This is a genomic window from Acinetobacter calcoaceticus DSM 30006 = CIP 81.8, assembly GCF_000368965.1.
GTDB lineage: Bacteria > Pseudomonadota > Gammaproteobacteria > Pseudomonadales > Moraxellaceae > Acinetobacter > Acinetobacter calcoaceticus.
Genome location: NZ_KB849780.1, coordinates 1513713 through 1531236, shown reverse-complemented (window position 1 = coordinate 1531236; position 17524 = coordinate 1513713). Strand labels below are relative to the sequence as shown.

The window sequence follows — 17524 nt, the reverse complement described above, 5'->3', positions numbered from 1 at the left end:
CGTCCTTAATTGTTGTTATTTGAGGTGGCAGTCCACGCTGGCTGTTGTTTATTTAAAAAGGCACTCAGGCCTTCTTTTGCCTCGCTACCTTGGCGAACTTGAGCAATATGATGCGCCGTTTGTTGCAGCAATTCATTGCTCATGGCTTGATTGCTCACCATTTGAATGAGTTGTTTTGATGCCGCTTGAGCTTGTGGTCCACCAAGTAATAGAGCATCAATAATTTCTTGAACCTTTCTGTCTAAGTCTTCCGCGTCTGCGACTTCATGTGCCAAGCCAATTTGTTTGGCATCACGTGCCGAAATACGCTCAGCAGTTAAGAAGTAACGAGAGGCTTGTCTTGCACCAATCGCACGAATCACATATGGGCTAATGGTAGAGGGCGCAAGACCTAAACGTACTTCAGAGGTTGCAAACTTGGCATCTGTGCTGGCAATGCAAATATCACAAGCCGATGCCAAGCCCATACCGCCACCAAAGGCAATGCCATGAACGCGGGCAATAGTGGGTTGTCTCAATGTTGCAAGTGCATCTAACATTTGTGCGAGTTTTAGAGCATCCGCTTCATTTTCTGCTGAAGATGCCTGACCTGCCTGTTTCATCCAATTTAGGTCAGCACCTGCCGAAAAGCTTTTGCCACGACCAGCTAAAACCACAACACGAATATCATCACGTGTATTAATTTGCTTAAAGCAAGCATGCAACTCTTCAATGACTGTGGTATTGAAGGCATTGTGTAGTTCAGGGCGATTCAGCCAAACATAGGCAACTTGACCTTGTTGTTCGAGTTGTAAAAATTGATAGCTCATATACACCTCTTACATGCGGAACACGCCAAATTTGGTTGGCTGGATAGGGGCATTCATTGCAGCAGCAAGGCTTAAACCAAGTACTTGACGGGTTTGAGCTGGGTCAATTACACCGTCATCCCAAAGGCGGGCAGAAGCATAATATGGATGGCCTTGGCGCTCGTATTGCTCACGGATTGGTTGTTTAAACTCATCTTCTTGTTGAGCTGACCACTCGGCACCTTTTTGCTCAATTTGATCGCGTTTTAAAGTTGAAAGTACGCTGGCTGCTTGTTCGCCCCCCATCACTGAAATACGTGAGTTCGGCCATGTCCATAAAAAGCGTGGTGAATAAGCGCGTCCGCACATGCCGTAGTTACCCGCACCAAACGAACCGCCAATAATCAGGGTGAGTTTTGGTACATTTGCGGTTGCAACTGCCATGACCAGTTTAGCGCCATTTTTTGCAATCCCTTCGTTTTCATACTGGCGACCGACCATAAAGCCCGTAATGTTTTGTAGGAATAACAAAGGAATATTGCGCTGAGTACACAGTTCAATAAAGTGTGCACCTTTTTGTGCAGACTCTGAAAATAAAATCCCGTTATTGGCAATAATCCCGACTGGCATCCCATAAAGCGAAGCAAAACCAGTAATGAGTGTTGAACCAAAGCGTGCTTTAAACTCATCAAAACGAGAACCATCTACAATGCGTGCAATTACTTCACGAATATCAAAAGGCTTACGTGCATCACTTGGTACTACACCATAGAGTTCCGATGCATCAAACAGTGGTTCATCAACTTGCTTATTTAAATCATTTGGCTTCTTATTCAAGTTAGCAACAATGTTACGTGCAATCGCAATTGCATGTTCATCATTTTCGGCTAAATGGTCAGCTACACCTGAAAGACGTGTGTGTACATCACCACCACCTAAGTCTTCACTGCTCACCACTTCACCCGTTGCAGCTTTTACAAGAGGAGGGCCGCCTAAGAAAATAGTGCCTTGATTACGTACAATAATCGTTTCATCAGACATGGCCGGTACATAAGCACCACCAGCGGTACAACTACCCATCACCACAGCAATTTGGGCAATACCTAGGCTCGACATGCGTGCCTGATTATAGAAAATACGCCCAAAGTGATCGCGATCTGGGAAAACCTCATCTTGCATTGGTAAATAGGCACCACCTGAGTCCACCAAATAAATACAAGGCAAGTGATTTTGCTCGGCAATTTCTTGTGCACGTAAATGCTTTTTAACTGTAAGTGGGTAATACGTTCCACCTTTAACCGTTGCATCGTTGGCAACGATCATGCAAGTGATGCCGTTCACTTGACCAATACCTGCAATCACACCCGCAGCTGGAACATCATCTTCATAAACGTTGTACGCTGCCAATTGACCAATTTCTAAAAATGCCGTTCCGACATCAATCAGTTGATCAATACGTTCACGGGGTAAAAGTTTACCTCGAGCCAAATGTTTTTGACGGGCATTTTCACCACCACCTAAAGCAATACGTTGGGCCACTTGTTTGAGATCTGTGACCAATGTTTGCATGGCTTGCTGGTTTGTTTTGAAGTCTTCACTTCGAACATTAATCTTGCTTTGTAATTGGTTCATAAGATGCGTCCTTATTTATAATTATTATTTGGTTTCATTGAAGAGTTCGCGGCCAATGAGCATACGGCGAATTTCAGAAGTTCCGGCACCAATTTCATAAAGTTTTGCATCACGCCATAAACGCCCAGCAGGGAATTCATTGATGTAACCGTTGCCGCCTAGAGTTTGGATTGCTTCGCCTGCCATCCATGTGGCTTTTTCGGCAGAATATAAAATGGCACTTGCAGCATCTTTACGTAGGCTGCGGTCATGGTCGGCTTTGTCACAAGCAGCACCAACCGCATAAACGAGTGCTTTGCATGCCAACCAAGTTGAATACATATCGGCAAGTTTGCCCTGCATGAGCTGGAATTCACCTAAAGCCTGACCAAACTGTTCGCGTTGATGTAAATAAGGAATCACCACATCTAAACAGGCATCCATAATTCCTAAAGGTCCGGCACTTAAAACTGCACGTTCATAGTCCAAACCACTCATAAGTACTTTTGTACCGTTACCGACACCACCCAGTACGTTTTCAGCAGGTACTTCCACATTGTCAAAAAATAGTGGGTAAGTGTTAGAGCCACGCATACCAAGTTTGTCTAAATGGTTGCCGTGACTGAAGCCTTTCATGCCTTTTTCAACTAAAAAAGCAGTCATGCCTTTCGCACCAGCTTTAGGGTCAGTTTTTGCATAAACCACAAGTACATCTGCATCACCGCCGTTGGTGATCCACATTTTTGAACCATTTAAAACGAAATGATCACCTTTTTGCTCAGCACGTAATTTCATGCTAACCACATCAGAACCAGCATTTGGTTCAGACATCGCAAGGGCACCTACATATTCGCCAGAAATCAGTTTAGGTAAATATTTCTGCTTTTGCTGCTCGTTACCGTTTCGGTTAATTTGGTTTACACATAAATTAGAATGAGCACCATAAGAGAGGCCAAAGGCTGCCGAAGCACGAGAAATTTCTTGCATGGCAATAATATGAGCTAAATAACCCATATTGGCACCACCATATTCTTCAGAAACGGTCATACCTAAAAGGCCCATATCTCCGAATTTTTTCCAGAGATGTGCAGGGAATTTGTTGTCTTGATCAACTTGTTGGGCAATTGGTGCAATTTCCTTTGCACAAAATGCGGCCACTGAATCTTGAAGCGCAATTAAAGTTTCATCTAGACCGAAATTCAAGCTGCGGAGGTTCATGATATTTTCATCCTATTGGTTATATTTGTTGTCCATAAAATATTTTGTGGGTATTTGAGATGTACCATACAATGATTTTTTAAAAAAGTGAATACAGATTCATAAAATGATTTACAATTCATTTTATTTGTTAGAGAATAAATTATGAGCTATAAACGATCATCTTTAATGCAAGAGAGGATGGAGCAAAATCGTAAGTCGATTTTGAGTTCAGCCAGAAAGTTAATTTCAGAGGGAGGATTTAAAGACGCGCAAATACAAACAATTGCAGAGCAAGCGGGCGTATCAAGTGGTCTGGTTTATCGCTACTTCGATAATAAAAGCCAAGTGCTCATTGAAGTTTTGTCTGAGGCCATTAACACAGAACTGTTGGTGATCGATTCGATTACCGAAAGTGATTTATCGGCAAAGCAGAAATTACATAAGGCTGTGGCAACCTTTGTAAAACGGGCACTGAATAGTCCCCAGCTTGCATATTCACTCATGTTTGAACCCGTCGATTCAACGGTTGAACATGAGCGTTTTCGTGTGAAGCAATTGATTAAACAAAGTATGAAAAAAATACTTGCGGATGGAAATGCAAGTGGTGAGTTTGTCTTGGATGATTTAAATACAGCAGCACTTTGTGTTGTTGGTGCCATGACCTATGTGGTCGTTGAACCCCTGGATCCAGCTCAAAATACAAAGTTTGATCAAGCACACAGAGACTATTTTTCAAAACAGATTGCTGACTTTTGTGTGGATGCTGTGCAGAAGAAATAGGGCATATAAAGGATAAACATTACAAAGTAGGCGGTTTGGAAAAGTAGTTGCAGTAACAACAATTAGATCAGGTACGAAGAGAATTACAAAGAATCAAGGAGAATGATTCAATGCAACAAGAACGGTTAAGCTACGCCTCGGGACCAAGCACACAGCCCTTATTGGGTATGACCATTGGTGAACAATTTGATCAGGCCTGTCGGCAATATGCAGAAAAGGAAGCAATCGTCAGTTTTCATCAAAACAGACGGTTAACCTATAAAGCTTTACAGGATGAAGTAAATGCTTTTGCTTGTAGCTTGTTGAAATTGGGTTTAAAAAAAGGCGACCGATTAGCCATCTGGTCACCAAACTGTGTGGAATGGACAGTTACCCAATTTGCAGCTTTTAAAGCAGGAATTATTTTAGTTAATCTAAATACAGCTTATAAAAGCCATGAACTTGAATATGTGTTGAATAAAGTCTCATGCAAAGGATTGATTATTGCTTCTCAATTCAAAACCACCGATTACCAAGAATTACTCACAAAAATTGCCCCTGAGTTAACCAACAGTCCTGATAAAGTGCTCAGTTCAGAGCGACTGCCACATTTAAAATTCGTGATTAAAATTGATGACCAGCAACATACGGGTATTCATCGTTTTAGTGATTTAGTTACAACACCAAACTCTGAGCAGCTTGAACAATTAAAACAGTTAACCAAGCAACATCAGTTTGATGAAACCATTAATATCCAATTTACCTCAGGTACAACGGGTAACCCTAAAGGGACTATGTTGACCCACCATAATATTTTAAATAATGGTTACTTTGTTGGCGAAGGTATTCGTTTAACACCTCAAGATAAAGTCTGTATTTCTGTGCCGTTGTTTCATTGTTTCGGTATGGTGATGGGGAATTTAGCGTGTGTTACGCATGGGGCAACGATGGTCTATCCATCGGCCGTATTTAATCCTTTAGAAACTTTAAAAGCCATTCATCAAGAACGTTGTACGGCAGCATATGGCGTACCAACCATGTTTATTGCAACTTTAGAACATGAACAATTTAATGAGTTTGATCTGTCGAGCTTAAGAACGGGCATCATGGCAGGCAGTCCTTGTCCACGTGAAATTATGCAACGGGTCATAGACCGAATGCATATGTCTGAAATCACGATTTGTTATGGCATGACTGAAACCTCGCCAGTCAGTGTACAAAGCTCGGTAAACGATTCAATTGATAAGCGAGTAAGTACAGTTGGCCATGTTCATCCTCATGTTGAAATTAAAATTGTCGATTTAGAAGGACAGATTGTTCAGCAAGGAACTTTGGGCGAGCTATGTGTTCGTGGTTATTCAGTCATGGCTGGTTATTGGGGCGAAGAAGAAAAGACCCGTGAAGTGATTGATGCGGCTGGCTGGATGCATACGGGTGATATTGCAGAAATGGATCAAGACGGTTTTATTAAAATTAAAGGCCGTATTAAAGATGTCGTGATTCGTGGTGGTGAAAATCTCTTTCCTAAAGAAATTGAAGACTTTTTATATACCCATCCCGATGTGAGCGATGTACAGGTGATAGGCTTGCCAGATGCAAGGTATGGTGAGGAACTTTGTGCATGTATTATTTTGCATGAACACCACCAAATTGATGAAAATAGCATTCGTCAATTCTGTAAAGAGCATATTTCCCATAATAAAGTGCCGCGCTATGTTCGATTCTTTAATGAATTTCCAATGACTGCTTCTGGGAAAGCCCAAAAGTTTAAGTTACAAGAAATTATGCGTGCTGAGCTTAATTTAACAGGAAATGTCTTTGATTAAATAAAGCCAAAAGCCCAGTCAAAGTACAGCAAACTATAAATTGAAAGGCAGTTTAAATAGAGGATAAAACAAAATGGCAAAAGACTTTAATAGCCCAAAAATAGTCGATGGTTATGATGAACATATCCGTAAATTAATTCCGGGTTATGAAGTGATCCATCAACAGGTGGATGCCATTTTGCAATCAGTGTTGAAACCGAACTCTCACATATTAATTGTGGGATGTGGCACGGGTTATGAACTCGAATATTTACTTAAAAGACATCCGAACTGGAAATTTACAGCCGTTGATCCATCTTTAACGATGCTTCAAAAAGCCCAAGAACAGGTTGAACTTTTAGGGAAATCTTCACAAGTGACTTTTGTACATGGGGAAACTTCAGCTTTGCCTCTTGAAAATTGCTTTGATGCTGCACTGTCTATTCTTGTGGCGCATTTTATTGCTGATGATATAAAACCTGCGTTCTTTAAAGATATTTATAATCGCTTAAAAGAAAATGCTGTCTTGCTCACCTACGATTTAATGACGTGTATAAACCCTCAGCAGCTTCAAGCATTACGTTATTTATGTTTGGCTCAAGGCTTAACTGAGGAGCAATGCCAAAAAATGCTAGAGCGTATGGCTCAAGACTTCTTCAGCCTGACGACCGAAGGTTATATAAAACTTTTGCAAAAGAGTAGCTTTGAAAGCGTACAGTCTTATGCACAGGTTCTGACTTATCAGGGTTTAATTGCAAAAAAATAATGTCAGTAGAGACATAGGAATGTTGTCTTAACACCCAAATATTCTCAATGAGGAAGAGAATATGAAAACTGAAAAAAATAGAAGAACTCGCTTTACGTAAAACAAATTAAAAAGTGGCCCTAATGCCGCTTTAGGGAGGTTTTGTCTAAAAAATATGACGGAAGGTCTTTCTTGAGAAAGAAAGTCAAATTTTCAAGGACCTATCTAAATAGGTACATAACAAAAGGGATGTCGAGATCTTTAAGTCTATTTAAAGATCAAAAAAAGGAAAGTTTTATGATAAATGCTTTAAATACAACGGTTCAAAAAAGCCTATTGGCGGTTTCTGTGACCCTGTTTGTGTCTTCTGCCTTTGCAGCTCAAACAGATCCTGAAATAGAACAACTTCGACAAGAAGTGAAAGAACTACAAGCAAATATACAAGCTCAAAAATCTTTATCGCAAGGACGAGTGGAACTAGCAACTTCTGCAACTCCTCAAGCTGCGCAGCCAATACAGCAAGGGTTAACTAAATCTGGTGCAGAATTTAACCTCTATGGATATATACGGGCAGATGCTTCTTATCAAATGAAGGGTGCATCCACCATGTATAACAACATTAGTGGGGTTCCACTCGAAAATACCCCTGAAGAGGGCGCACAAAAAGATCAGTTGCACAGCACAGTTAATGTGACACGCTTTGGGTTGAATTTTAAAACCCCAACAGCCGTGGGTGATGTGGGTGGAAAGTTAGAAATGGACTTCTTTGGGGCAGCCACTCGTGATCAGTTCCGTATACGCCATGCTTATTTAACTTTTGATAAATGGCTTATCGGTCAAACGTGGTCGACATTTATTGCACCAGAATATTACCCAGAAACGATTGATGCAGGCACATTTGTAGGTGGAGCATTATTAAGATCACCGCTGGTTCGCTATAGCGACAACTTAAGTGCAAATACAAGCTTTGCAATATCGGTTGAAGATCCGAAATATACCGCTACATCAGACCCTGATAACAAAATGCGTTTACCAGCTTTGGTAGGGCGCTTAAATCATAAATTTACAAATGGCTCGATGCTATCAGGTCGTAGTTTTGTGGCTGAAAAGAGAACCAACAATGATGAAGAAGTGGCTTGGGGTGTAGGCCTAGGGGGGAAATATCAGATTACGCCAGATACATTACTCAAAGCTGATTATTACCATGTCAAAGGAGATGGACGTTTCCTACTATGGAGTAACAGCGGTTATGCAATAGATGATCAAAACAATATGCATAGCAATGAATTTGACACTGTTTCATTGGGCATAACCCATCAGTTTACGCCACAAATTCGTTCAACCTTAGGTTATGGCTATATGAAAGCCAAAGATGATAACCGTTTTGCTGAATTACAACGCACTAGCACAACTCAAAACAAAGAACTTTGGCAGGGCTGGGTGAATGCACTTTATAACCCTTACAAACCAATTACTTTGGGTGTCGAATATGTTTATGGCGAACGCGAAACTTTTGATGGGCGTAACGGGACTGATAACCGCTTCAACATGATGGCGAGTTATGATTTTTAATTAATTCAATAAAACCTTGAATAATCTGTTTTTTCTTTAGGGTGCAATATGTCGTTTTAAAAATTGAATATGAATTTATCTCACAAAGGAGGTGAGTAAATGACAACATCTAAATTAAATGTAAATGAAGTTATTGATCAGGCCAAATTTAGACCTTATCACTGGAGTATTTTACTTTGGTGTTTATTAATTATTATCTTTGATGGTTATGATCTGGTTATTTATGGTGTAGTGCTACCTTTGCTGATGCAAGAGTGGTCATTGACGGCCGTACAGGCGGGGATGTTAGCGAGTACGGCTCTATGCGGAATGATGTTTGGAGCAATGTTCTTTGGAACTTTGGCAGACAAAATAGGCCGTAAAAATGTGATTTTAATTTGTGTCGCTCTTTTTAGTGGTTTTACTTTTTTAGGTGCTTTTGCATCAAGTCCACTTGAGTTTGGGGTGCTTCGATTCTTAGCGGGATTAGGCATTGGTGGGGTAATGCCAAATTTAGTTGCACTCACATCAGAATATGCACCCAAACGTATACGCAGCACCTTAGTAGGTACCATGTTTAGTGGCTATGCGATTGGAGGGATTCTTTCAGCATTAATTGGTAGTTATTTGGTTGAAAGTCAGGGATGGCAAATCATGTTCCTGATTGCAGGCATCCCTTTATTTTTGTTGCCTGTTATATGGAAGTTTTTACCTGAGTCTTTAACCTTTTTAGTTAAGACTGGTAAAACTGAGCAAGCACAGCGCATTATTCAAAAAATTTCACCTGAACAAAACCTAACGATCAATACGCAGTTAGTGCTTAATGACGATAATGTTCCAACAGGCAGCTCTGTAAAGGGATTATTTCAACAAGGCCGCGCTTTCAATACACTCATGTTCTGGTTAGTGTTCTTTATGTGCTTACTTATGGTGTATGCCTTAAGCAGCTGGTTACCAAAACTCATGCTTGCCGCAGGGTATTCACTCGGAAAGAGTATTTTATTCTTGTTTGCCCTAAATGTCGGCGCAATGATCGGCTCAATTGGTGGCGGCATTCTTTCTGATAAATTCCATTTAAAACCTGTAATTATGGCAATGCTGCTAGCGGGTGTTGTGGCATTAGTCGGTTTAGGCTTTAACTCACCAGCCTATGTCTTATATGGTTTGGTGACTGTTGCAGGAGCAGCAACCATTGGTACCTCAATTCTTCTTTATAGTTACGTTGCTCAATATTATCCATTAAGTGTGCGTTCTACTGGCATCGGCTGTGCTTCTGGTGTTGGTCGAATTGGAGCAATTGTTGGGCCAATCTTAACGGGCATGTTATTAGGATTAGAATTGCCACATACGATGAATTTCGTGATGATCGCAATTCCTGCAATTCTTGCTCTTTTAGCAGTCATGATGCTTCGACGACATGCAGTTGAAAAACAGCCGAGTGAACCGAAACTTACCGCTGAATTAGAAGGTAACTAATCGATATCGATACAGGTAGGGAAAAATTCCTACCTGTATCTGGAAATTTTATTTGTTAATTAACTGCTTTAAATGAACCAGATTTGCCATTTGCTGATTACCTTTATCATTTGGATGTAAATGATCACCTGAGTCATAAATCGGGTTTAATCGATCGGGATGTTTTGAATCTTTTAACCCTTGATCAAGATCAAGAACTCCATCAAATGTCTGACTGGTTCTTATCCAATCATTAATTTTTTTCCGTAATTGATCTTTGTTCGGTTGGTAGTAGTTATCTAAAGGGGTATTGGGTAAAGCACCCGAAAATGGAGGTAAGGTTGCCCCAATCACTTGAATGCCTTGCTTATGGGCTTCCTCTACGACACGTTTATAACCTTGAGTTAATGCTTCAAAAGACGGTATTTCTTGTTTAGGAGCAAAAGCTGTACCCGGCCATGAAATATCATTAATGCCCACCAGAACAATTAATGTTTTAACACCTGAATATTGAAACACTTCTTTTTTTAAGCGCTCTAAAGCACTGTCGCCCATACCGTCTGTGAGTAGTCGATTTCCTGAAATTCCGCTATTAATCACCGCTACTTGATGTGGCGATAAACGCTTAGCTAAAAAGTCGGTCCATCTCGTGTTTGCATCTAGAGTTGCAGTTGCTCCATCAGTAATTGAGTCTCCAATAACTGCAACAACATGGGCTTTATGCTTTGGTTTTACCTCTATCGCAGAGAGTAATAATCTTGCAGTGGTTGTTTTAGCATCGGTAGGAGTATTTAAATTTGCTGTCTGGTTACCCGTAATCAGCCAACTGGTTTGTTTAGCATCCCAATGAAAAGTTTTAAATGTCGTTGGTTTTTGAATAAAACTATTTACCATTAACTGTGCATGATCAGGAACAGAGAGATGAATTGGGTCACTAATCAATTGTTTACCCGGTAAAATTTGTGCTTTAAGTTTTCCAGAAAAATAAACAGGGTAAGTACTGTTAGATTTTAGACTTTTTGAATTAACTAAGCCTACGGTGGTTTTATCAATATAAAGCGGTTGTTCGCCATATTGATTGGTGAAAACGAGTCGAACTGCTTCACCACCCAAACTAATTTGACTAACTTGTCTGATCGTTTGATTGGATATTTGCTCTGGAATATGGGTTGGAAAAACAAAATCCTTATTCCAAACCTTTTGTGGACTAGCTGACCAACTGGTGATCCATTGGTTTTTTTGTACTTCTGCTTGCGCTACGGTCGACAATAAAACTAAAGAGAAAAGGGTAGATTTATAAAGTTTCATCTCATGAATCCTTAAAACGAATTAGAGTCATCTTGAAACAAACTAGTGGCTTGTTATAGCGGTCTAAGCGGAATAAGATTTGTGAATTAGATTCATAAATAGATTTCGTTATGTCATGTTTTGATATTAATCGATCTGGCGAGTTGGCAATTTTTATTCGGGTGGTCGAATTAGGAAGTTTTTCAGCAGTAGCGAGAGCATGCGACATGACGCCGTCTGCTGTCAGTAAATTAATTGCTCGGCTCGAAAAACGACTAGGAGTCCGGTTACTGAATCGTTCAACACGCCAGTTTCAGCTCACAAGTGAAGGCTGTCAGTTCTATGAGCAAGGTCTTCAAATACTCAGTGAGCTAGATGAACTCGAACAATCTGTTACTGCAAATCACACACCTAAAGGACGAATAAGAATACATACCAGTCTTTCATATTGGACCCATTTTTTGTTGCCGTGTATTTCTTTATTTAATCAGCGCTATCCACAAATTGAATTAGAGGCTCACTTAAGTGATGAAGTCATTAATTTAGTTGAGCAAAGAATTGATGTCGCGATTCGGACAGGACCTTTAAAAAGCTCAAATTTGGTGGCTCGCTCATTGGGGAATACTCATAAACATTATGTCTGCTCACCTGCATATATTACACAGTGTGGTTGTCCACAGCATCCAGATGAACTATCTGAACATCAACTTTTAGACGTAAGTTATCAGCGCCAGAATAAGACATGGTTATTTAAAAAAGAGAATCAAGAAATCACGCTCGTACCTACTCAGGTTTTAAGAGTAAATCATGGGGAAGCGATTTTGCAGTTAGCACTTGCCGATGCAGGCATTGCACAACTCAATGAATTTCAAGTTCGAAAAGCGCTAGAACAAAAGCAGTTAACTAAAATTCTTGAAGACTGGAATGTTAATGCTTCTGAAGAATTTCATGCTGTCTGGATCGGGCATGATAAATACGTTCCTAAACGTGTAAGAGTCTTTCTAGATTTCTTGGTGGAACATGCAAATATCAGTTAATTTAGTCTTTTCTTGCACTTAACTGACATTGGTGAATTGTTTCATTCATTGTTTCCACAAAGTTCATGTTCGCATCAATATTTTGTAAGCTTACTTTTTCTAGATCTTCTACAAATTGTGGCGAATAATGTTCTTCTAAAGCGTTATAAATACAATTGCATTGTGAGAGCGCATGGCCTGACCACACACAATGAGTATTGAATTCGTTTTTACTGATAGGTCTGCACCCTAATAAACTTATAGAAATTATTAATAGAGTGCACACTAAAACAATACGATATGAAAAAAACATCATTATTGCTCTTCGTTGGTTGTTGTTATCGTTAAGTTATGCTTATAGATGCGCTCATCTTTAACTGGCGTTAAATGTTGAGATCTTTTCCCTAAAAAGATAAAAGTAGGGATAGGTAAAAAGATGGGAAGAATTCTTTAAACGTGTTTTAAGCTGAACAATAAGATAATGAAGAGTAATAAAAATAAAATGATATAAAATAATAGTCATTAGAGACTCCTTGATAAAAGAAGTTGTGCCCAATCACTGCTATTAATTATGGTGGTGAAACGAAAGAGGGTTAGCAGACTGATACCTAAGAAACCAGCACACCCGAAGGTGTCCCACTCCCGTTCCTCCGTCAAAGGCACGAGGGGCTCCACACCAAAAAACTTGTTTTTAGTGCACTTAGGTAGACGATCTGCTAAAACCGACTGACAAAATAGGTCAGCCGGAGCATCATAAGCTGAGCCTTAAAGCGGGTCAATTGCAAAAATAAAAGATTGGTTTATATAAACAAATATTAATATTTTTAAATTTTCATTAATAAAATAACAAGTTATTTAGAATTTAAACAATTGAATAATTATTAAAGCTAATTTCGACAATTGAGTTTTAATGTTTATATATCAAAGATTTATTAATTGTTTATTTATATATTGTTTGCAATCATTGGCTTAATAAGACATAAACTCAGAAAGGATGAGCAATTTTACTTTTATGAGTATGGCAATCTTAAATAATTAGCTTATGCCAAAATTTAATTAAAATATCAATTGCAAGAATGGTATTTTTAATCATTTGTTTAATTTTGATTTTACAAAAGCTTGCATAACCTACAAAAGTTAAGAGAACCACAGCGGTAGGCCAACATAAGATAATGTTATTCATAAGCCAACATCTTAAAATTTATAAGGGTGACCTCAATGTTAAGAATTTTTTGTGCAGTTAGCATGGTTGTTACAATCGCAATAGGTATGAGCGCTTGCCAAGATCGAAATTCAAGCGATGATGGAACTCATGGTGCTAATGATCCAACTACTCCTCACCAAATTGATAAAAATTCATAAGTATTTTTTCTAAGAAAGCTCACTTTTAGGTGAGTTTTCTTATCGTTATTTTCTATAAAATATGTAACATAATAAAAATGATAATTATATGAAAATATAAAATTAATCAGTAAATTAGTAGGTTATTGTCTTTCTATAAATTTGTTGTTACTGAATTGTTTCTAGGGTGAGTTATAGTTTCAAAAAATTAATAAAATACACACAATAAATTACTTATATTCATCCAAAATTCATTGTAGCGATGACAATTTTATAAAGGTAAGGATATGCCCCAGTATTTAAGAATAGCTGAGAAAATATATCAAAATGTTAAAGAAAAAAAAGGCTTTACAGATGAGCCTATGGAAGATCTTAACAATTTGATGATTGAACTCAGACATGAAATTAAGGGGACAAATCTGAAGCTTTTATACAATTATATTGATTTTGCTGAATTACTGATTAAACCTTTGCAGGAATCTAAAATTAAATTGGATTTAAGTATTATTCCTAAAAGTAAAAATACTCAAGAATTTGTATTGTGGCTTGCAGGTTTTATTGAACGAATTACCACGGGTGGACAAGAAAAATTACCACCAATCCGAGCTAAGGTTGCTTTACCTAACTATGCTTACGATGAAACCTTGCCTTCTTCAGCAACTCCTATAAATAACGGAGAAGAAATTATTGAATATTTTAAGAAAAATGAAAGTTAAATAGGGGGCGTATAAAAAGAGCTTATTTCCGAGGGCCAATAGGAAATAAGCTCATATTTTTTAAATTAATAAATAGAAGATACTACATTCAAATACTATCTATCGTTCCATGCATCTTTAATTGCCTGTTTAGCATGTTCCCATTTTAAGCGGGATTCAGCTTTCAGCTCTTCCCATTTTTGTTGAAGGCTACCTTCAACATCTTCAAATTGAGCACCTTCTTCAGATTCGGTACGGGCACGATGACCTAATTCATAGGCTGTCGAGAAATCTCGATCATAATCTAGATCTGGAGTAGTAAGCTGAGCTTCTTGATAATAAGGACGAGTAACGTAACTTTCGCGCCAATAAGTATCAGAATAGTTATGGTCGCCAGCTGGCAGTCGTGCGTGATCGCTATTTTGATCTGTCATCAGTTTTTCCTCATCTATTATTAAATTTTATGCTTATGTTGAATTTAGGAAGGTGAAGGCACCTTCCTAAATAAAATGAAGACCGCATCAAATGACAATTAAATCGGCAATGAATTAACGTTGCTGATTATTGTTATTTGAGTTTTGTTGACTAGGATCTTTTTGATTAGAGCCTTGTTGTTGGCGGCGGTTGTCATTTTGCTGTTGTTGCTGATTGTTTTGTTGCTGTTGATCTTTTTGCTGTTGGTTGCCATTTGGCTGTTGCTGGTTATTACGGTTGTCATTTTGCTGCTGTTGTTGCTGCTGATTATTAGGTTGATTGCTTTGATTATTAGTAGTGCTCATCTTTAATTACCTCATATCATTTATGATGTGTGTTTTATCTGAGAGCTTCAGATAGGTTTATTTAAACACGAAAATTTTAAATGTGAAGTCTAAGGGTGTTACCCTATATTTAACTGTAACTTTAGAAACTAATTAAAACCTTGATTTTTATATAATGAAGATTTTATCGATAAACATAATTAATATGAAGATGGATAAAATTACATTTAAGTACATTGGTGTTAAAGAAACACTATGATCATTTCTAAATATGTATTTGTTATTTTTTATTAGTGAGATTATCTTTTTTATTATCTAATATTATGAATTCTATATCTTGAGTAATGTAATAAACAAGTTGTCTTAGCTTAATGTAGGGAAGGCCCTTAAATATACGACGGAAATTATAAAAATTATTTTTATAATAAATAGAATAAAAGAAGGTACCTACCGGTTTTTCTTTTGTTTCTGATCCACCTTTTTTTAATAATCCCGTGCAAGCAACATAAAGATCTGCCTTTATAAGGTCTTTCCCTTTTTTGATCATCTCTACAGTGACTTGCATGGATTCAGGTGTATATTTTTCAATAAGTTCCGAAGAAATGTGAAGGGTATTTTCTTTAACCCGTAAGTCATAGCTGACTAAACTTCCAATAAGTATGTCGCCGGAATAGGGGCTTAAAGAAAAGCGGTAAGCTAAATAACCCGCAGAAGCACTCTCAAAAAATGCAATTTTAACTTTTTCTTGTGCTAATAATTTACAGCATGAATTAAACATTTTTTTCTCCTTTCAATTGTTTTTAAATTAGTTATAAAATTATTTTTAATTACTTTATGTTAATTTTTTAATCTTTATAATTTTAAAGGTAACTTAATGTAATAAAAATTTAAAATTTATATATTTTTTATAGAAACAGGGAGTTAAATTATTCTAAAGATGAGAATGTAATTTTGTGTGAGAAGTTATGTTTCTGAATTTTAAAGATTTGTGGGAAAACAATTATTTTTAATAACGCAATATAACAAAGCAATACTGGGATTATAATTTGATTAAAGTATGGTAGTTTATATCTCACAAAAGGAGAATGGAAATGCCTGTTGTAGTGAAAGAAAGATTATTAGACCTATTGCAAGATAATCAACAGAACTATTACGAATTATTTGTTTTTTTCCTTGATCCTGATATTTCTAGTTTTGAAAAAGAAAAGAAAGCAAGCGATTTTCTAACTAAAGAAATAGATAAAATAGATCAAAATGAAATTGATTTCCCTTCAAATATAAATATGGTTAAAGCATGGTGTGAGAACAATAATAAAGAAAATTGTGAGGTATTTCAGTCTTATTTAAACCGCAGACAAAGCGGAGGTGAGAGAGAGTACTTTAATAATGTCGGTCAGGCGTTTGAATTTTTAATTAAAGTTTCTCCAACCAAAAAAGTAGATGGTGCATGGCTATATAGTTGTGTTCACTATTGGAATGACCCAGTTTTCCACGATCTTATTATTACCTATTTGGAAGAGCTTGGGTTAGGTGAGCCTAAGGCAAATCATGTATGTATTTATGATGACTTGCTACGTAGTTTGGGACTCAATAGCTTTGAGCTGCTTTTAGCAGATGAATATTACCATAATGCTGTGATTCAGTTGGCGCTTGGTTATGCTCCACCTGAGTTTATTCCAGAGATTGTGGGCTTTAATTTAGGCTATGAGCAACTGCCACTTCATCTACTTATTAGCAATTATGAGCTTGCAGAGCTTGGCATCGATTCTAAGTACTTCAATCTGCACATTACTATTGATAACATTGATAATGGACATGCAAATAAAGCGATTAAAGTTATAGAAAATATTTATGATAAATATAGAGATAAAGAACTTTTTCTAAATAAATTAAAACGTGGTTTTGCGCTAAACAATCATGGCGTAGGCTCTTCTAGCATTATAAAAAATTTAAATCTTGAAGATTTTGTTCTTAAAATTTTAAAGAGAAAGGCATTGGTTGGGCAGTTAATTCATAACGAAACTAGAGATTTCGGGTGCAAAACGATTAATCAATGGTTATCTAACCCAGACGATGTTGAGGGGCTGCTATCTCATTTAATTGAAAATAAGTGGATTAAATTTAATGCTGACCCTGAACAGAGTATTTTCTGGAGATTAATTAATGATGAAAATGGAAAAATGTATGGGGTATTTAACCCTGTAGAGCGTCAGATCATTCATGACTGGATTGCGGGCAATGATCATTCTTCTAATTTCTTGGCATATAGCAGAGCATTAAATACTAGCCAGCGTATTCAAGATTATTTATTTAGCTATATCTCTGATGGCGAGCTTGATGCATTGCAAGAGCGCGTGCAGAAATCACATGATCTTGCCATAAAAATATGCAAGCTGACTCCGTTTCTGGGGCCAGATTCACATCATAAAAGTATTGGACTTTGGAGCACACGTAAATATGTTGAACTCCTTTTCCCATATTTAAATTCTTTTAACAAAAACTAGCTCTTTAAT

The 17524-nt window shown here is 37.7% G+C and carries 16 protein-coding genes; 8 read left to right on the top strand and 8 right to left on the bottom strand.

The window, feature by feature from the left end; genetic code table 11:
- Positions 1-5: 5 nt before the first annotated feature.
- From F936_RS12220 to F936_RS12210, 3 genes are read right to left on the bottom strand one after another with little or no spacing between them, the layout of a single operon-like run.
- A complete protein-coding gene (locus tag F936_RS12220) occupies positions 6-809 on the bottom strand; it encodes an enoyl-CoA hydratase/isomerase family protein (RefSeq protein WP_005047646.1) in 804 nt (267 codons plus the stop codon).
- A gap of 9 nt (positions 810-818) precedes the next feature.
- Positions 819-2420 (bottom strand): carboxyl transferase domain-containing protein, encoded by a 1602-nt coding sequence (locus F936_RS12215; protein ID WP_004642417.1) that lies wholly within the window; start codon positions 2418-2420, stop codon positions 819-821.
- A 24-nt stretch (positions 2421-2444) separates the two neighbouring features.
- Positions 2445-3617 (bottom strand): isovaleryl-CoA dehydrogenase, encoded by a 1173-nt coding sequence (locus F936_RS12210; protein WP_005047645.1) that lies wholly within the window; start codon positions 3615-3617, stop codon positions 2445-2447.
- Between the two features lie 144 nt (positions 3618-3761).
- Here F936_RS12210 and F936_RS12205 point away from each other — a divergent pair, with 144 nt between their 5' ends.
- The 5 genes from F936_RS12205 to F936_RS12185 all read left to right on the top strand — a co-directional run bounded on the left by F936_RS12205 (position 3762) and on the right by F936_RS12185 (position 9935).
- Positions 3762-4379, top strand: a complete 618-nt coding sequence (locus F936_RS12205; protein ID WP_003651165.1) for a TetR/AcrR family transcriptional regulator — start codon at positions 3762-3764, stop codon at positions 4377-4379.
- 110 nt (positions 4380-4489) lie between these two features.
- A complete protein-coding gene (locus tag F936_RS12200; RefSeq protein WP_005047644.1) occupies positions 4490-6184 on the top strand; it encodes an AMP-binding protein in 1695 nt (564 codons plus the stop codon).
- 73 nt (positions 6185-6257) lie between these two features.
- Entirely contained in the window at positions 6258-6929 is a 672-nt protein-coding gene (locus tag F936_RS12195; RefSeq protein ID WP_005047643.1) for a class I SAM-dependent methyltransferase, read from the top strand.
- 279 nt (positions 6930-7208) lie between these two features.
- The gene (locus F936_RS12190) at positions 7209-8480 is read left to right on the top strand and encodes a DcaP family trimeric outer membrane transporter (protein WP_100224329.1); all 1272 of its coding nucleotides are present in this window, start codon (positions 7209-7211) and stop codon (positions 8478-8480) included.
- 99 nt (positions 8481-8579) lie between these two features.
- Complete coding sequence (locus tag F936_RS12185; RefSeq protein WP_005047641.1) at positions 8580-9935, top strand: MFS transporter; 1356 nt, start codon at positions 8580-8582, stop codon at positions 9933-9935.
- A gap of 48 nt (positions 9936-9983) precedes the next feature.
- Here F936_RS12185 and F936_RS12180 read toward each other — a convergent pair whose 3' ends face one another.
- Positions 9984-11222 carry an SGNH/GDSL hydrolase family protein gene (locus F936_RS12180; protein WP_005047640.1) on the bottom strand — a complete coding sequence of 413 codons (1239 nt, stop codon included), beginning with the start codon at positions 11220-11222 and terminating at the stop codon, positions 9984-9986.
- A 110-nt stretch (positions 11223-11332) separates the two neighbouring features.
- Here F936_RS12180 and F936_RS12175 point away from each other — a divergent pair, with 110 nt between their 5' ends.
- Positions 11333-12238, top strand: coding sequence for a LysR family transcriptional regulator (locus F936_RS12175; RefSeq protein ID WP_016801994.1), 906 nt, complete (start codon positions 11333-11335; stop codon positions 12236-12238).
- 1 nt (position 12239) lies between these two features.
- Here the strand turns inward: F936_RS12175 and F936_RS19565 are convergent, their stop codons facing one another.
- Positions 12240-12533 (bottom strand): hypothetical protein, encoded by a 294-nt coding sequence (locus tag F936_RS19565; RefSeq protein ID WP_005047637.1) that lies wholly within the window; start codon positions 12531-12533, stop codon positions 12240-12242.
- Positions 12534-13845: 1312 nt separating this feature from the next.
- Between F936_RS19565 and F936_RS12165 the strand changes: the two genes are divergently transcribed.
- Positions 13846-14274 carry a hypothetical protein gene (locus tag F936_RS12165; protein ID WP_005047634.1) on the top strand — a complete coding sequence of 143 codons (429 nt, stop codon included), beginning with the start codon at positions 13846-13848 and terminating at the stop codon, positions 14272-14274.
- Between the two features lie 95 nt (positions 14275-14369).
- Here F936_RS12165 and F936_RS12160 read toward each other — a convergent pair whose 3' ends face one another.
- From F936_RS12160 to F936_RS12150, 3 genes are all read right to left on the bottom strand, one after another.
- The gene (locus tag F936_RS12160; RefSeq protein WP_005041460.1) at positions 14370-14687 is read right to left on the bottom strand and encodes a hypothetical protein; all 318 of its coding nucleotides are present in this window, start codon (positions 14685-14687) and stop codon (positions 14370-14372) included.
- Between the two features lie 114 nt (positions 14688-14801).
- The gene (locus tag F936_RS12155; protein ID WP_005047633.1) at positions 14802-15032 is read right to left on the bottom strand and encodes a hypothetical protein; all 231 of its coding nucleotides are present in this window, start codon (positions 15030-15032) and stop codon (positions 14802-14804) included.
- Positions 15033-15291: 259 nt separating this feature from the next.
- Complete coding sequence (locus F936_RS12150) at positions 15292-15789, bottom strand: CinA family protein (protein WP_005047632.1); 498 nt, start codon at positions 15787-15789, stop codon at positions 15292-15294.
- A gap of 313 nt (positions 15790-16102) precedes the next feature.
- On the opposite strand from F936_RS12150, the gene F936_RS12145 reads away from it, so the two are divergent.
- Positions 16103-17515 (top strand): iron-containing redox enzyme family protein, encoded by a 1413-nt coding sequence (locus F936_RS12145; RefSeq protein ID WP_005047631.1) that lies wholly within the window; start codon positions 16103-16105, stop codon positions 17513-17515.
- Positions 17516-17524: the final 9 nt, after the last annotated feature.

What these genes read in the sequence shown, in the direction of transcription:
- F936_RS12220 (WP_005047646.1), bottom strand. Translation starts at nt 809, where the DNA reads ATGAGCTATCAATTTTTACAACTCGAACAACAAGGTCAAGTTGCCTAT.
- F936_RS12215 (WP_004642417.1), bottom strand. Translation starts at nt 2,420, where the DNA reads ATGAACCAATTACAAAGCAAGATTAATGTTCGAAGTGAAGACTTCAAA.
- F936_RS12210 (WP_005047645.1), bottom strand. Translation starts at nt 3,617, where the DNA reads ATGAACCTCCGCAGCTTGAATTTCGGTCTAGATGAAACTTTAATTGCG.
- F936_RS12205 (WP_003651165.1), top strand. Translation starts at nt 3,762, where the DNA reads ATGAGCTATAAACGATCATCTTTAATGCAAGAGAGGATGGAGCAAAAT.
- F936_RS12200 (WP_005047644.1), top strand. Translation starts at nt 4,490, where the DNA reads ATGCAACAAGAACGGTTAAGCTACGCCTCGGGACCAAGCACACAGCCC.
- F936_RS12195 (WP_005047643.1), top strand. Translation starts at nt 6,258, where the DNA reads ATGGCAAAAGACTTTAATAGCCCAAAAATAGTCGATGGTTATGATGAA.
- F936_RS12185 (WP_005047641.1), top strand. Translation starts at nt 8,580, where the DNA reads ATGACAACATCTAAATTAAATGTAAATGAAGTTATTGATCAGGCCAAA.
- F936_RS12180 (WP_005047640.1), bottom strand. Translation starts at nt 11,222, where the DNA reads ATGAAACTTTATAAATCTACCCTTTTCTCTTTAGTTTTATTGTCGACC.
- F936_RS12175 (WP_016801994.1), top strand. Translation starts at nt 11,333, where the DNA reads ATGTCATGTTTTGATATTAATCGATCTGGCGAGTTGGCAATTTTTATT.
- F936_RS19565 (WP_005047637.1), bottom strand. Translation starts at nt 12,533, where the DNA reads ATGATGTTTTTTTCATATCGTATTGTTTTAGTGTGCACTCTATTAATA.
- F936_RS12165 (WP_005047634.1), top strand. Translation starts at nt 13,846, where the DNA reads ATGCCCCAGTATTTAAGAATAGCTGAGAAAATATATCAAAATGTTAAA.
- F936_RS12160 (WP_005041460.1), bottom strand. Translation starts at nt 14,687, where the DNA reads ATGACAGATCAAAATAGCGATCACGCACGACTGCCAGCTGGCGACCAT.
- F936_RS12155 (WP_005047633.1), bottom strand. Translation starts at nt 15,032, where the DNA reads ATGAGCACTACTAATAATCAAAGCAATCAACCTAATAATCAGCAGCAA.
- F936_RS12150 (WP_005047632.1), bottom strand. Translation starts at nt 15,789, where the DNA reads ATGTTTAATTCATGCTGTAAATTATTAGCACAAGAAAAAGTTAAAATT.
- F936_RS12145 (WP_005047631.1), top strand. Translation starts at nt 16,103, where the DNA reads ATGCCTGTTGTAGTGAAAGAAAGATTATTAGACCTATTGCAAGATAAT.